This is a genomic window from Desulfomonile tiedjei (genome assembly GCA_016212925.1).
Taxonomy (GTDB): domain Bacteria; phylum Desulfobacterota; class Desulfomonilia; order Desulfomonilales; family Desulfomonilaceae; genus JACRDF01.
Genome location: JACRDF010000035.1, coordinates 14,121 through 27,495 on the forward strand (window position 1 = coordinate 14,121; position 13,375 = coordinate 27,495).

Here is a 13,375-nt window from a genome sequence, read left to right on the forward strand (position 1 = left end):
GCATCAGGGGGAGGCGAGTTGTTCCGTGAAAGCGCCTTTCATCACATGGCCGCTTCGTGAAATCACCCAGTCGAAGATTTCGGGTTCACTTATACGGATCATGCTACCTTGCTGAAGGTCCTTGCGCAGCACCGGGGCGTTCTCCAAATGCCCCTCGATCGAATCTCCTCGCCACGATTCCAAGGAGACCCACATCCATTCGTACGCGCCTCCCGGAGCTGGAAAGCCGACCTTCACCGCATGGACGTTGCCGTCGGCGTCTTTCTTCGTCTGAAAGCTTTTTTTGAACACCGGCAGCTCGCTGAGGGCCTTCTTATGAGCCGCCAGATATTGTTCTTTCAACGCGGCAATCTTTGGATCTACAGGCTGTAACGGTTTCTTTTCCGGCCCCGGCGCCTCGGACCGGCGGCCCGCGGTCACGTGGGAACGATATGCGGAACAAAACATCTTAAGAACGTGTTTGGCGGCATCCGGCCTCTGAAGATCGTAATCAGGCATATGAGGCAGGATCTTGAGACTCCCGGCCGGAAAGTGGCCTTCTTCGTCTTTGGGTCTCGATTCCATAGCAAAAGAAAACGGTGTCGCCGGGATATTCATCTTGGCGCGGAAATCCAATCCTCGGTCTCTGCGCGAGACAAGGGACTCTGCCACCATGATGAGCAAATCTTTTCCCGCTGAGGCCAAATCGGGCGGAATATTTTCCATTTCCAGGTCCGGGAGGCCGAACTTCTGCATGCCATGACTATGAATCCAGACGGTCTCGCCTTCATCGATGATTTCAAGCTGCACGTGCGACTGGATGAGTTTGTCGGCCGGACGTTCCGTGTGGGCTTGCCATTCCGGTGTCCCCCAAAGGATGTGCGAAATCGCGTCCTGGACTACGCCGTGAGTGAGCGAGCGAACCGCTTCCACAAACCGTACCATGAAGGCCAGATAATCCGTCCCCGAAAACCGTTTCAAAGAAAGTCGGAGGCGAACAATCATTTGTGCATCTCTGAGGCGCTGCAGGTCTCCGGACCCCATTTCCCGGGCATTGCGGGGGATAACTTCATCGGGGTAATCGAAGATGTCTTTGGCTTCTTCCCTCAGTATGTACTCCAGCGTCAAATCGTTTCCGGCTATTAGCGATTCCACGAGCTTGAGAGTGCGTTCCCTTTCCATCGTACGCGCGTGCAAATCAGCCAGACGATCCCTCACATCTTCCCATTTTGGGATGTCGCCGGCCGGCGCATAGACCCAATATTCCAGCACTACCGGCAACCTGTCCGGCCGAGGAGGAGCGACCGACCCTCCCTTCTCCGCCGTGGAGGTCCGGGGACTTGCGGACCGGCCGCGACCGGCAATTCCTTGTCCCGGGGCCGTCTTGATCAGGCTGCGAGCTTTTCCGCTTAGTGTTTTGAGCTTTTCCTTCCCAGCCGCTTCCAGCAGACGCGAGAGTGGATTCATCCCGTGGAGGAGCCTGCTGAACCTGCCGCGCGCTCCTCGGACGAGTTGTTTTCGTGCCTGTTTCACCACGGGATTGCGGGAATCGAGGCCGGGATGTGAATCCATCAAGGTCTTTGCCTCCCTGGCGTTTCCAGCGCCGAGCAAGGCCAGCGCCAGACCGGCTATGTCCTCGTCTTCCGCACGAGGCTGCTGGGCCTGCACCAGCGATCCACCGACTTGTACAGCCTCCTCGAACCGCTGATCCGCGAGAAGAATATCCAGGAGGCACCTGAGTATTTCGGGGTCGTCAGGCGATTCTTTTCTTGCTTGCGCCAGGAATTCTTCAGCCTTTTTTTTATCGCCCAAGCCCGCATATCCTATGGCCAGCGCCTTTGCCGCCTGTTCAAGCGGCCCGTAACGGTGAACCAGGGACTCCAGAGCAAGAACCATGTCCCTCCCCACTTCGCGGCCGTTGAGTATCCGACGGGAAAACGCTAGCATCTTATGATGAGCCTCTTCCGGAACGGCCTCGGTGGTTGACGGTGTCCATTCCTTGGGGACTCGGGCATGGCAATGGGGGCAATTAAGGAAGTTTTCAGGTATGGAAAGAAAGCGCTCTTCGGACAGTGTTTGCAGGTATCCGCATTCAGGGCACCTAACCTGTATCATTATCAGCTCCTCACACTGAATCGACTCAAGCCTGCGTAGCCGCAGGATGTTACGGCTGAACACGTGGAACAACTTCCATAAAACGTCTCAACTGTCAAGAAAAACGAGTAAAATTTTGAATAATTGAAGTAATGAATCCCATTAAAAACATAATATAGCGTTATCAATATGATAATTGTCGAAAACAGCATGAGGGTGATTTTGAAGACCGGCTAAGCACGAGTCATCCGACAAATCTGATTTGATTGACTAATGCACCTTGAATGTGCATATTTATACATACGTTCTAGATGAGAGGCACATAGCGATGAGAACCACACTGAACATCGAAGACACTTTGGTCGAGAAAGCTTCGGAGCTGACCGGGATTAAGGAAAAGACAACGCTGGTGAAACTTGGCCTGGAGGCACTAATAGCCAGAGAGAGCGCCAAGAGGCTGGCGAAACTGGGGGGAACAGAGAGGCAATTGAAGGCCGTTCCCCGCAGAAGAACCGCAGAGCGGCGAAAATGATTCTTGTAGACACTTCGGTGTGGGTGCGCCACCTTCGGGAGGGAGATCCGGACCTTGAACGGCTGCTGAACAATGGAGAAGTGATGTGCCACCCGTTCATTATTGGCGAGCTTGCGTGCGGCAATCTCAGGAACAGGCATGAAATCCTTTCACTCTTGCAACTTCTTCCACTGGCAACGCAGGCAAAGCACGAAGAGGTCCTCCACTTCATAGAGCAAAACCATCTAAACGGAATGGGACTCGGTTACATTGACCTCCATCTCTCTGCCTCCGCCGTATTGACGGGTGTACCGATGTGGACCGCTGACAGAAGGCTAAATGAAGCCAACGAGAGGCTTGGCATAAGATACAGGCCTGTGCTACGCACATAACAGGGCAATGCAGCCGGTTCGTTACGCTCGCGGCCGATTGGGACTGACGCTGAAAAAAATCTTAACCCAGGGGGTAAGAAGAAGGCCGGTCATGACATCTGACAGATAGAGCGACCGTAAAGGCCGCGGCAACAAGCAGAGTAGCAACAACAACGGAAATAGAAGGATCAATGTCATGAACAAATTACTATATTTAATTGCATCAATCGCAACATTGGGTATGCTCACCACATCGGTGTTCGCCGGGGACCTTGTAAATGTGGCCGGCGCCAGCGGCATCGCGTTGAGCGGGTACGATCCCGTGGCCTTCTTCACCGACAAGAAGCCCATGTACGGTGACCCCGCCATTTCGGCAACCCATGACGGAGCTATGTATCTTTTCGCGTCCAAGGAGCACAAGGCCGCGTTCGAGGCGGATCCGCAGAAGTATGTTCCGCAGTACGGGGGTTATTGCGCTTTCGGCGTGGCTAAGGGACATTTGTTTCCCGTGGACATTAGCACATGGCAGATCAGGGATGGAAAACTCTATCTCAACTTCAATCAGGCGGTGCTGGATCTGTTCAACAAGGACCTGAAAGGCTACATCGCGGACGCTGAGAAGAACTGGCCCGACCTGGTGAAGAAAAACACCAAGTAATGCGAATGAACGTTCAACGGATGAAGGCAGGGGCGCCGTCCCGCGCCGACGCGGGATCGCCCGCGGGCCAGGCGTGCCTCGCAGTGTTGACTCCAACAGAGTTAGAAGCGGTTTCAAAACCTCGTGGCTAAAAAGACCTCACACTTACCTGTAGCATGCCATTGTCGGCCCTGGCGACAATGGCAGAAAATCATGGGAGTTTTTGGGGAGGGGTCTGGAGACCGTCATTCCTGCGTACGCTAGGAATCGTAGGGCCGGCGTCCCTGCCGGCCAAAATGTGCACCGGCACGGAGGCCGGTGCCTACAAGGTCCCGGCTTTCGCCGGGACGACGGATGCAAAAACGCCCTCCCCGGATGCTCTTCCGGAAAATTCCGGGTTTTGAACCATTATGAGCAATCCCGAGCACGAATGGCCGCAGCGTCTGGCACCCAAAAGCATTGATCGCGAAGCCTCGCTGGGTGAGTTACGCGTCTTCTTGCTTAAAGGCGTCCGCAGCGGGTTGTCCGGCCGCCCCAGAACCGACGAACAATTCATTGAGGACGTGGTCCAGACGGCGCTGGTTCGCATTCTGGATAGTCTGGACAGGTTTGAAGGACGCAGCGCTTTTACTACCTGGGCTCTCGCCATCGCACTGCGGGTCGCATATTCGGAACTGCGGCGCAGGCACTGGAACAACGTCTCCCTGGAAGAATTGAGGGAGAAACGCGGTTTTTTGCCGGACGAAGTCGACACATCGGCCAATCCGTTCGAGGCCATTGCGTTTAACAGTCTGATCGCTCTCATGCATCGGTTGGTCCGCACCAAGCTCACAGAGCGCCAGCGGAACGTGCTGCTGGCCGAGCTTAACGAGATGCCGCAGGATGAGATCGCGCGGCAAATGAGTATCACGAGGAACGCTGTTTACAAACTCTCTCATGACGCGCGCAAAGCGCTAAGGCGAGCCCTAGAGGCTGCCGGCTATGAAGTCGAACAGGTGCGTGATGTTTTGGAGAGTCCGACGAGGTAGAATCCCATGTCACTAACCTTTGATCAAATAAAGCGCCTCGTGCAAGGGCTGAGCATGACGCGGGATCATGAGTTAAACTGTAACGAGTGCCTCGACAAGATGGCGGAGTTTGCAGAGTGCGAGCTTACAAGCAAGCCGATTCCGGACTCGCTTGAAGCAGTGCAACATCATTTAAACATCTGCGGCGAGTGCGACGAGGAATATGAGGCTCTGCTCACAGCCCTCCAACACATGAACAAAGATGAAAGCGGCCCCCAAGAACATGACAATCTCCACGTGGAGGATGACGAGTGAAAGACTATCACATCAACCTGTTCCACAGTGAAGAGGATGAGGGGTACATTGCAGACATACCCGATTTGAAGCACTGTTCTGCTTTCGGCGAAACCCCGGAAGAAGCCCTGCATGAAGTTCACAAAGCCCGGGCCGCCTGGCTTGAGGCAGCACGCGAGCATGGCAAGCCTATCCCAGAACCTCGTTATCGTCCTGTCATTTATCAAGTCGCGTGAGCGGCTGTCAGTGGGTAGGATGCGGTGACCAACGGGAACCGCATCGCTCGCGTTTCGAGGCTCTGTTGCTGCGAGCGATGCGGTTCGCATTGCTCACGACATCCTAGGTGATTGGATGTTTGGCGTAGAGGTCCGAGAACTACCATACAAAACACCATATAAAGGTATGGCATAATCTGCCTGGCGATGATAAACTAGGATTATGATAAGGGCGTATTTCGACTGGGACCTGAACAAGGACCTGGAAAACCAGGAGAAGCACGGGGTCTCCTTCGCTGATGCTCAATACGCTTTCGCAGACCCGCTGCGTGTCATCGCTGAGGACTCGAGTCACAGCGACAGGGAAAAACGCTACTACTGTTTTGGAAAGGTGGGTGGCGGAGTTCTTACTGTTCGGTTCACGTTTCGCGGCGACGTGATCCGCATAATTGGGGCCGGTTATTGGCGGAAAGGTAAGGCGATTTATGAGCGCAAAAATAAAGTACCACGATGAACCGTTGGGCGACGTCAAGATAATCCCTGATTTTCTCCCGTCTCCTTCTGAACTGGCGTTTCGAGAGGAGTCCGTCAAGGTAACCATTTCCCTCAGCAAGAAGAGCGTCGATTTCTTCAAGTCTGAGGCAACGAAACATAATACGCAGTATCAGCGCATGATCCGACAGTTGCTTGACGCTTACGTCGAGGCACAGTCGGAGGCTCGACAGCGTCGGTCCGCAAAGATCGCCGGCAATCGCGCAAATGGGTAGTTGAAAGATGGTGCAACGGCAAAGGGCTTTTCTTGTATTAGTCGTCCTGCGCACGGCAGTTTTTACAGAAACGGGAGCCCCGGAACCTTTTCATCCTCTCATCCTTCACGGGCCGAAGCGTCTCCAGCCTTTCCGGTAGTATTTAACCAAAACTTGATTATCCAGGCGGTTCGCCTGTATTTCCGGAGGGGGTGAGGAGTCCTTGGGGAATGCAAAAAGAGTGGGCAGAAGCTCATTCGTGAGGAATCTCAACTGTATTTCTTTGGACAGGGACAGTTTCTTGGGATCGACCTCGCGGCGGGAGGCCAGCACAAAGCCCCAGTCCCCGAAAGACGGGACATAGGCATGGTACGGATAGACCTTGAAGCGCGCCTCCCCTTCCGGTCCCAGAGGTGCATCGGCCCAGGTACGAACAATGCACCAGAATGCTTCCGCCGCGTAAAATGGACTTGTTGCCTGGGTGACGGCAATTCCGTTTACGCTAAGGTGCTGGGATAGCAGCTTGTAGAAGCTCCTTGTATAGAGTCTGGCCAGGGAAAGGTTGTTGGGGTCGGGCAGGTCAAGGAATATGACATCCCATGAGTCGGCCGACTGTTCGAGGAATTTGCCCGCATCCTCTACATGAACCTTGACCTTGGGATGCAGGAGCGCTTTTTCCGAAAGTTCGGCAAGCACAGGCCGTTCCCTGAAAATCCGAATCATTTCCGCGTCCAAATCCACCAGATCGACAGTCTCGACCCGTGAATACTTGAGGACTTCCCGTGCGGTCATACCATCGCCGCCTCCCAGGATAAGGACCCGCTTGGCCCCCGGCGACGCGGCCATAGCCGGATGAACGAGCGCCTCGTGATACCGATGCTCGTCAACAGAGGAGAACTGGAGGTTTCCGTCAATAAACAACCTTGTGTCGTTGTGCCATCTGGTGACGATGATTCGCTGATAAGGGGTCTGTCGGACCAGAACGATGTCGTCTTGATACAGGAGCGTCTCTGTCAGAGACGCGAAAGCTCCGGAGCCGACAAGTCCTACAGCCAACACGACACCGGAAAAGCAAGCCAGGACCGCGAGAATCCTCTTTCTTCGCAGCATGTAGCCCATAACACGGAGGGCAACCCCAGCGACTGCAACGTTAATCAAACCGAAAACGAAGGAGGTTCGCAATAGTCCTAGATGAGGGACGAGGAGCAGCGGAAAAGCGCAAGACGCAATAAGAGCGCCTATATAGTCCAGCGCCAGCACATTGGAGACGGTCACCCTGAGCGCCTCCTGGCTCCTCAATATTCTGATCAAAATGGGGATTTCCATTCCTACCAGGGTGCCTGTGATGGCAAGCACTCCGATAAGAATCGGCAAGTACGTAGGCAGAACGGAAAAGGCTGCGAGGAGAACCGCGGCGGAAAGTCCTCCGGACAGACCGATACCGATCTGAATTGCTACGAACGCGTCGGCAAGGTCCTTCTTCAGGAACCGGGTCAGGTACGACCCTATTCCCATAGCTGTCAGAAAAACACCTATCACCAGGGAAAATTGGGTGATGGAACTGCCCAGCAGATAGGACGAGAGGGATGCGGCAATCAGTTCGTAGATCAGGCCGCAGACAGCGACCACAAATACCGCGGCAAGAAGAAAGATCCCTGGAAAAGATTGATTCATCAGAGTTGAGCCTTGAGGGCCTTCTCAGACATGAGTCTTAAAGCCCAACAGACTTTATGCTGCAACCGCAGCCGCTACCTTATTGCCGCCTGAATAATTATGGCCAGGGATATGAAAACCGATCCAATGATAATAGCCAGAGCGATGTTCTGGTCCTGCTCTATTTCTTTCCCTATGGAGAAGGGAGTGACCTTCTGCATAATGAAAAGAGCTATCGCAAACACTCCCAGGCCGATGACGGAATAAACCACGGTGCTCAATACAGGCCAAAGCGCCAGATGGTATGAACCTTGTTCCATATTACTCCTCCAACAAAGGGATTACCTGTTGACGACAATCGAGGTCGCGGCTACTTTCCGCCGCGGTACCCCCCTCCGTAATGCGATCTGCCTCCGAGAAAATAAACCCCGTACCCGCGGGTTTGGGCCCTGGTCGAACCGTCCCTCAAGCTGACCGGTTTGTCGAGCTGGCTCGGCAGAAACCAGCCGTGAAACGCGGCCTCATATGCCGTTACGGTCACAGCCAGGAGAAAGCCGGCCACCAGCAGTTTTGCCAGGAAATTCTTCAAACCACCTCCGGGAATCGTCCCGTGACCTTGCACTCAGAAAACAATGTCTCGGCGCAAATGCTCCAACTTACAGTTATCTCGAATTGTCATCGCGAGGAGAGAAACGACTATGCAACGCATTTCCCCTGGGACGGCATCCTGCTGGTGGGACCGGCATCTTGCCGGTCATTCAAATAGACAGGCTGGAAGCCTGTCCCACCAATAGAGATTGCTTCGGACTAACGCCCTCGCAATGACAGTTAGCGCGGCGTCACAGGTTTATCGAAGGTTCATTTCTTTACGGGCAGTCCCAGCGGCGGGGCGTTCGTTGCAAGCCGCTGCTCGATTCTCATGCCTCGCTAACTCTCTCCAGTCGATCATAGTTCGTATCAGTCGTCGTCTCCCGAATCATCATCCCCTGATCCGCTGACGGCAGACCATCGTCGAGTCTCGAAGCTCCAGCGGAGCATCGGTTCTACCAATCCCACCAAAGCCGCAAGGATAAGGGGAATAATGAAATACCAGGAAATCGTATTGTCCGCGGTCAAGCTCAGCTTCACGTTCTCGTTTTTTGAAGGTCCGCTGGTTCCGCTGCCGCCGGTCCCGTGCACGAGCAGTCGATAATTGCCGGCCTTATTAACCCTGAAGTAAGAACCGAACGAAGCGGAGCCTTCAGACCAGGAGCCTTCCGAGTCTTGCCCGTGGTAGTAAGACGACTCGTCATAAAGCTCGGATATCACACGATCGTCAGTGTCCACGAGCGCAAAGTCGAGCGCCAGCCACGAGTTGTTCACCGGAGCCGACCCCGAGAGGCGCAAAATGCTTTTATCACGGGGAACCTTGAAAGGGGCGGTCATCTGTTCCTGGGAATACTGGGCAGAGGTAACGGTTTCCTGAAGGATCGGTGTGGCCTTGCCAGCCATGAGGCTGTAGAACAGCAGGAGGATATTTACCAGTACAAAGATCGCGCCGATCGTTCCTATTCCTTCGATCCACGCAGATGGGGCGTAAGGCTGACAGGAATAAATCCCGCGAGGTTCCGGGAGCCTGGTTTCCTTGGGAACAGCGGCCAGCATTTCGCCGTGATCGACGTAACGCCCCCGGAAAAGCTCCACCTCCTTGCCGGTAATTTCCTGATCGACATATTCCGGCGGCTTGATCATATGCGTGTAACGGGTCGACTGGCCTATTGCGGCGACCCAGGGCAAAGCTCCGTCAACCCATTTAATGGCCATTGTGCCGCTTTCGAATATCTTGAAGGTCTCCGACCCAACCCGCACGGCCATCTTGGCCACCGGAATCGGCGGCACCGCGACCCGTGAATGCACCACGCGGCTTATGGTGAAATGGCCGCTTTCCTCGGACAGCCACAGATACCCCTGCTGCGCATTGTATAGGACATACTCGAAAGACCCGTACTCAAGCCCTTCTTCAACCTCCGCGTAGTAGAGGCGCCCCATAACCTCGTATTTGATCCCTTCCAGGGTGACCGGAGTACCGACATTCAGAGAAAAGCCCGGTTTCTTGCCGGGGTTCTTGCCAACGACCCGAAGCTGTGCTTCATCCAATTGGAGCGCAGATCCACAGGCCGCGCATACCACCATCTTGGTGGATTCGGCCCTGGGTCCCTCGTAAGGCTTTCCGCAGGAGGTGCAGCGTATGATTTCGCCAGTGCGTTCGGCCGGCCCTTCGCGATCCTCCGGTCTTACTTTACTTTCCTTTATGTCGAGGATTTTTCCGATAAACGCGCTCGGCTTCCCTGTCTGAGCATCATATTCGAGCCCGAAAGAAAAACTGCCGTCACCCCCCGCGCCGTCTGCATAAGGATAGGTTTCCCCGATTTCAACCTGGAAGGGGATCTGGCCCTCTCCTCCAAGGCACTGGGCCTTTCCGATTTCTTCCACAACCCCCACCTTGTCGTTCAGGGTGATCTGCATTCCCGGCTGCAGCTCTTCGAAAGGCGGCGCCGGAGTCACCAGTTCCAGTGGAGTTTCGAGAAAGAGTTCGCCCTCGTCCTCTGTGAGCCACATAATTTGCCCGTCTTGCATCTCCACGAACCACTCGTGCCAGACCCCCTGGTCATGAGCATAAGTGAGTCGTCCCAACACAGTGAACGAACGCCCTCTGATCTTTCCGGTCGCGCCGACCTTGAATCGCGCGGATTGGGGAAGATCCATGGACTTGTTGCCCGCTCGTAAAGCCGATTCCTTGTCCCAATAGATCGCGGTCTTGCAGTAATCGCAGATCTTCATCAGGATACCGGGATTGGTAACCTTGTTGGCTCCTCCACAAGACGGACATTGAAATTTTCTTTCCATGGTCTCCGAGAGTCGAAACGGTTTCAAAATCCGGGAGCTTTGAGAATAATTTCCGGGGAGGCCATTTTTGCAAAAAGGGCCTCCCCGGACCCCTCCCCAAAAACTCCCATTATTTTAGACCATTGTCGCCACGGCGACAATGGTGTGTGTAAGAAACTCTGATGTCTTAACCTCGCGGGGCCAACCGCCGCTTGTGTGAATCAGTCCTGAAGAGGGTAGGTCACAGCGGAAGCTGTTGTTGGTGAAGCGGTTTCCGCCGTGCGCCTCTCAAGAAACCCTATATTTCGTGGTTGGCGGCTTCCGCTGCCAGCGGAAACCGCCAACCACGCAGGATATAGAATTTTTTGGAGAGGGGTGCGGGGAGAAACCTTTTTACAAAAAGGTTCTCCCCGCAAAACCCTTCTTCCCCTACTTCTGCTGCGCCAGCTCGTCTCCTCGTCGTGTAGCGGCTTCTACCGCGTCCATGATGATTCCGCGTAATCCGCCTCGTTCTATCACATGCAGGGCGGCCATTGTAGTGCCGCCCGGAGATGTTATACGATCCTTCAATTCACTGAAAGGAACCGTCCCCTCAGCCATTGTTGCGGCGCCCATTACCGTCTCCACGGAAAGTTGTCTTGCGGTGGGTCTATCCATTCCCATGCGGACAGCCGCATCGGTCAGCGCCTCCATTATCACGAAAAGATAAGCCAGGCCGCTGGAAGAGAGGGCTGTTACCACGTTCATCATTTTCTCTTCCAACGCCACAGCGGCCCCCACAGCGCGAAAAAGACCGAGAGCCATTTCCAGGTCTGCCTCATCCGCGATTCCGGCTTTGCACAGAGCCGTTGCGCTCCGGCCGGCCATGGCCGCTGCATTGGGCATGGCTCGGATGACTCTGGCCGGCTTATTCAGACAGGACAATATGAAGCTTGTGGGTATTCCCGCGGCAATAGAGATAACCACCAATTTGTCATGGATCTTGTCAGCCACAGAGCGCACCACTTCGCCGATTGTCTGAGGTTTCACCGCCAGCAGGAGCATTGAGGTGTCAGGCGCCAGAGTGTCTTCCAAAGACGCTACCGCACGAATCCCCAGTTCTTTCTCCAGCGACTGCGATTTAACCGAGTCCGCGTCAAAAACCGATATCATGTTCGCGGCGGCTTGTTTGGAGCGGACCAGCCCGCGGATGAGTGCAGAGCCCATATTACCTGCGCCGATGAAGCTTATCTTATTCACTTATTTCTCCTGCGATCGCTCGGTCTCCAGAGGTCAGCACGATTTCATGTATAGACATGTCCTATAGGTACGTGTATACTCTGAGCAACGAATACTACCACGGAATAACAAGACAAAGGCATAAAATTTGTCCGAAACAGACGTGGCGGATCGGGCATATCTCGCCCACGAATTCGGCTGGGTGACTTTCAGGAGGAGGAAGCGATCATGGCGAACATTCTTACTGTGGACGCAAGGGGCCTTTCATGCCCTCAGCCGGTCCTCGAAACAAAAAGGGTCATCGATGAGCAATTGTCCGATCATTTCAAGGTGCTCGTGGACACCGAGACATCCAGGGAAAACGTGAGCCGTTTTGCCCGCAACAAGGGCTTTCAGGTTGAGATCCGGGAGAATGGTCAGAGCCAATTCGAGATTGATATACGGAAGGCGGAATCAAATGCCGGCCCGGAATCGCAGGAACAGCTTATCCCATGCCCGCTTCCGGAGCCATCCGCTCAGACGCGCAACGTGGTCTACGTCGCGAACGCCTGCATGGGGCGCGGAGATGACGAACTGGGACAGAAACTGATGCGCGGGTTCCTCAGGACTTGGATTGACATTGACCCGAAGCCGTGGCGAATGGTCTTCATCAATTCCGGCGTCAAGCTTACCACTGTTGACGATGAAGCGGTCGAGGCCGTATCCATGCTCCAGGAAAGAGGCGTGGAAATATTGTCCTGCGGAACGTGCCTCCAGTTTTTTGGTCTCGAAGACAAATTGAGGGTGGGTAAAGTGACCAACATGTACGAAGTGATCGAGTCAATGAATGCGGCTACGAAAGTGATTTCCCCGGATTGATAACTGCTTCTGGGCGGTGGTCGCCATTTCCAAAAGGTGGAAAGCCATTTCTGGAATGGTTCTTTTTTATAACAATTACATCTCTACCTGGAGGCCTTCGTACGCTGCTGTTGTGTGAGGGAATTTCTCTCGCGCTTTCTCTTGGATCTCATCCACCAGGCTATCCTGGTTGCCGTGGTGGAAAAGGACCAAATGCTTGACACCGGCTGCTTTGGCGATCTCGACCGCGCCTTCCCAGGTGCTGTGTCCCCAATCGCGGCGGCAGCAATTGTCTTCGGTTCCCAAATATTGCTCGGGAGTGAACATGCTGTCGAAAATGAGAATGTCAGCATTGGCAGCGAGCTTTAGCATGGTTGTGTACAATTCTGCGACGAGTTCCGTATCCGTAGCGTAAACCAGGCTTTTCCCCTCGAATTCAACCCTGAAACCCAGGCTTCCGCCTGGATGACTCAATTCCTCGCTAAACACCATCACATCGCCGATTTGAACTCTTTCCCCTGATTTCAAATCATGAAATGTAATAGACGCGCTCAGCCTGTCCAATGCCACTGGAAAGTTGGGCTCAGACATCTGGTCACGCATCAGCTTCTCAAAAGTGTGGTCCAATTGCTGGGCGGCATAAAGATGAAACTGATTGCCGCTTATGTATGCAGGAGCGAAAAAGGGGAATCCTTGAATATGGTCCCAGTGCAAGTGTGAAAAAAAGATGTGACCCGTGATCCTTTCGTCCTTATCGCCCGATTTCTCGCAGCGTTCGCACAGGTCTTCTCCCAGGTCTCTGATTCCGGTACCGGCATCAAAGACGATAAGCGTCTTGCCACAACGAACCTCGACGCAGGCAGTGTTTCCGCCGTATTTGAGTGTGGTGGGTCCGGGTCGGGGCAGGCTGCCGTGCACACCCCAGAATTTGACCAGCATGAGTTATTC

Annotated in this window: 16 protein-coding genes; 9 read left to right on the forward strand and 7 right to left on the reverse strand. The window is 54.2% G+C overall.

What is annotated here, in order from left to right; translation table 11 throughout:
• Positions 1–3: 3 nt before the first annotated feature.
• Positions 4–2,094, reverse strand: coding sequence for a DUF2314 domain-containing protein (locus HY913_14550; GenBank protein MBI4964495.1), 2,091 nt, complete (start codon positions 2,092–2,094; stop codon positions 4–6).
• Positions 2,095–2,401: 307 nt separating this feature from the next.
• Here HY913_14550 and HY913_14555 point away from each other — a divergent pair, with 307 nt between their 5' ends.
• The 8 genes from HY913_14555 (at position 2,402) to HY913_14590 (ending at position 5,875) form a co-directional block, all read left to right on the forward strand.
• Positions 2,402–2,605, forward strand: a complete 204-nt coding sequence (locus HY913_14555; protein MBI4964496.1) for a type II toxin-antitoxin system VapB family antitoxin — start codon at positions 2,402–2,404, stop codon at positions 2,603–2,605.
• The gene (locus tag HY913_14560) at positions 2,602–2,976 is read left to right on the forward strand and encodes a type II toxin-antitoxin system VapC family toxin (GenBank protein ID MBI4964497.1); all 375 of its coding nucleotides are present in this window, start codon (positions 2,602–2,604) and stop codon (positions 2,974–2,976) included. Before HY913_14555 ends, HY913_14560 begins: the two co-directional genes overlap by 4 nt.
• Before the next feature lie 175 nt (positions 2,977–3,151).
• Positions 3,152–3,613 carry a hypothetical protein gene (locus HY913_14565; GenBank protein MBI4964498.1) on the forward strand — a complete coding sequence of 154 codons (462 nt, stop codon included), beginning with the start codon at positions 3,152–3,154 and terminating at the stop codon, positions 3,611–3,613.
• 389 nt (positions 3,614–4,002) lie between these two features.
• A complete protein-coding gene (locus tag HY913_14570) occupies positions 4,003–4,620 on the forward strand; it encodes a sigma-70 family RNA polymerase sigma factor (protein ID MBI4964499.1) in 618 nt (205 codons plus the stop codon).
• 6 nt (positions 4,621–4,626) lie between these two features.
• Positions 4,627–4,914 carry a hypothetical protein gene (locus HY913_14575; GenBank protein MBI4964500.1) on the forward strand — a complete coding sequence of 96 codons (288 nt, stop codon included), beginning with the start codon at positions 4,627–4,629 and terminating at the stop codon, positions 4,912–4,914.
• Positions 4,911–5,129, forward strand: coding sequence for a type II toxin-antitoxin system HicB family antitoxin (locus HY913_14580; protein MBI4964501.1), 219 nt, complete (start codon positions 4,911–4,913; stop codon positions 5,127–5,129). Before HY913_14575 ends, HY913_14580 begins: the two co-directional genes overlap by 4 nt.
• Before the next feature lie 202 nt (positions 5,130–5,331).
• Positions 5,332–5,622, forward strand: a complete 291-nt coding sequence (locus HY913_14585) for a BrnT family toxin (GenBank protein MBI4964502.1) — start codon at positions 5,332–5,334, stop codon at positions 5,620–5,622.
• Positions 5,594–5,875 (forward strand): CopG family transcriptional regulator, encoded by a 282-nt coding sequence (locus tag HY913_14590; protein MBI4964503.1) that lies wholly within the window; start codon positions 5,594–5,596, stop codon positions 5,873–5,875. Before HY913_14585 ends, HY913_14590 begins: the two co-directional genes overlap by 29 nt.
• Before the next feature lie 105 nt (positions 5,876–5,980).
• Here the strand turns inward: HY913_14590 and HY913_14595 are convergent, their stop codons facing one another.
• From HY913_14595 to proC, 5 genes are all read right to left on the reverse strand, one after another.
• Positions 5,981–7,528 (reverse strand): polyamine aminopropyltransferase, encoded by a 1,548-nt coding sequence (locus HY913_14595; GenBank protein MBI4964504.1) that lies wholly within the window; start codon positions 7,526–7,528, stop codon positions 5,981–5,983.
• Between the two features lie 74 nt (positions 7,529–7,602).
• The gene (locus tag HY913_14600) at positions 7,603–7,827 is read right to left on the reverse strand and encodes a DUF350 domain-containing protein (protein ID MBI4964505.1); all 225 of its coding nucleotides are present in this window, start codon (positions 7,825–7,827) and stop codon (positions 7,603–7,605) included.
• Positions 7,828–7,877: 50 nt separating this feature from the next.
• Positions 7,878–8,096, reverse strand: a complete 219-nt coding sequence (locus HY913_14605; protein MBI4964506.1) for a hypothetical protein — start codon at positions 8,094–8,096, stop codon at positions 7,878–7,880.
• A gap of 368 nt (positions 8,097–8,464) precedes the next feature.
• Positions 8,465–10,393, reverse strand: a complete 1,929-nt coding sequence (locus HY913_14610) for a DUF4178 domain-containing protein (protein MBI4964507.1) — start codon at positions 10,391–10,393, stop codon at positions 8,465–8,467.
• A gap of 408 nt (positions 10,394–10,801) precedes the next feature.
• Positions 10,802–11,611 carry a pyrroline-5-carboxylate reductase gene (gene proC / locus HY913_14615; protein ID MBI4964508.1) on the reverse strand — a complete coding sequence of 270 codons (810 nt, stop codon included), beginning with the start codon at positions 11,609–11,611 and terminating at the stop codon, positions 10,802–10,804.
• Positions 11,612–11,818: 207 nt separating this feature from the next.
• On the opposite strand from proC, the gene yedF reads away from it, so the two are divergent.
• Positions 11,819–12,448 (forward strand): sulfurtransferase-like selenium metabolism protein YedF, encoded by a 630-nt coding sequence (yedF, locus tag HY913_14620; GenBank protein MBI4964509.1) that lies wholly within the window; start codon positions 11,819–11,821, stop codon positions 12,446–12,448.
• 75 nt (positions 12,449–12,523) lie between these two features.
• On the opposite strand, the gene HY913_14625 is transcribed toward yedF, so the two are convergent.
• Positions 12,524–13,366 (reverse strand): MBL fold metallo-hydrolase, encoded by an 843-nt coding sequence (locus tag HY913_14625; GenBank protein ID MBI4964510.1) that lies wholly within the window; start codon positions 13,364–13,366, stop codon positions 12,524–12,526.
• Between the last annotated feature and the right edge of the window lie 9 nt (positions 13,367–13,375).

What these genes read in the sequence shown, in the direction of transcription:
- HY913_14550 (MBI4964495.1), bottom strand. Translation starts at nt 2,094, where the DNA reads ATGATACAGGTTAGGTGCCCTGAATGCGGATACCTGCAAACACTGTCC.
- HY913_14555 (MBI4964496.1), top strand. Translation starts at nt 2,402, where the DNA reads ATGAGAACCACACTGAACATCGAAGACACTTTGGTCGAGAAAGCTTCG.
- HY913_14560 (MBI4964497.1), top strand. Translation starts at nt 2,602, where the DNA reads ATGATTCTTGTAGACACTTCGGTGTGGGTGCGCCACCTTCGGGAGGGA.
- HY913_14565 (MBI4964498.1), top strand. Translation starts at nt 3,152, where the DNA reads ATGAACAAATTACTATATTTAATTGCATCAATCGCAACATTGGGTATG.
- HY913_14570 (MBI4964499.1), top strand. Translation starts at nt 4,003, where the DNA reads ATGAGCAATCCCGAGCACGAATGGCCGCAGCGTCTGGCACCCAAAAGC.
- HY913_14575 (MBI4964500.1), top strand. Translation starts at nt 4,627, where the DNA reads ATGTCACTAACCTTTGATCAAATAAAGCGCCTCGTGCAAGGGCTGAGC.
- HY913_14585 (MBI4964502.1), top strand. Translation starts at nt 5,332, where the DNA reads ATGATAAGGGCGTATTTCGACTGGGACCTGAACAAGGACCTGGAAAAC.
- HY913_14590 (MBI4964503.1), top strand. Translation starts at nt 5,594, where the DNA reads ATGAGCGCAAAAATAAAGTACCACGATGAACCGTTGGGCGACGTCAAG.
- HY913_14595 (MBI4964504.1), bottom strand. Translation starts at nt 7,528, where the DNA reads ATGAATCAATCTTTTCCAGGGATCTTTCTTCTTGCCGCGGTATTTGTG.
- HY913_14600 (MBI4964505.1), bottom strand. Translation starts at nt 7,827, where the DNA reads ATGGAACAAGGTTCATACCATCTGGCGCTTTGGCCTGTATTGAGCACC.
- HY913_14610 (MBI4964507.1), bottom strand. Translation starts at nt 10,393, where the DNA reads ATGGAAAGAAAATTTCAATGTCCGTCTTGTGGAGGAGCCAACAAGGTT.
- yedF (MBI4964509.1), top strand. Translation starts at nt 11,819, where the DNA reads ATGGCGAACATTCTTACTGTGGACGCAAGGGGCCTTTCATGCCCTCAG.
- HY913_14625 (MBI4964510.1), bottom strand. Translation starts at nt 13,366, where the DNA reads ATGCTGGTCAAATTCTGGGGTGTGCACGGCAGCCTGCCCCGACCCGGA.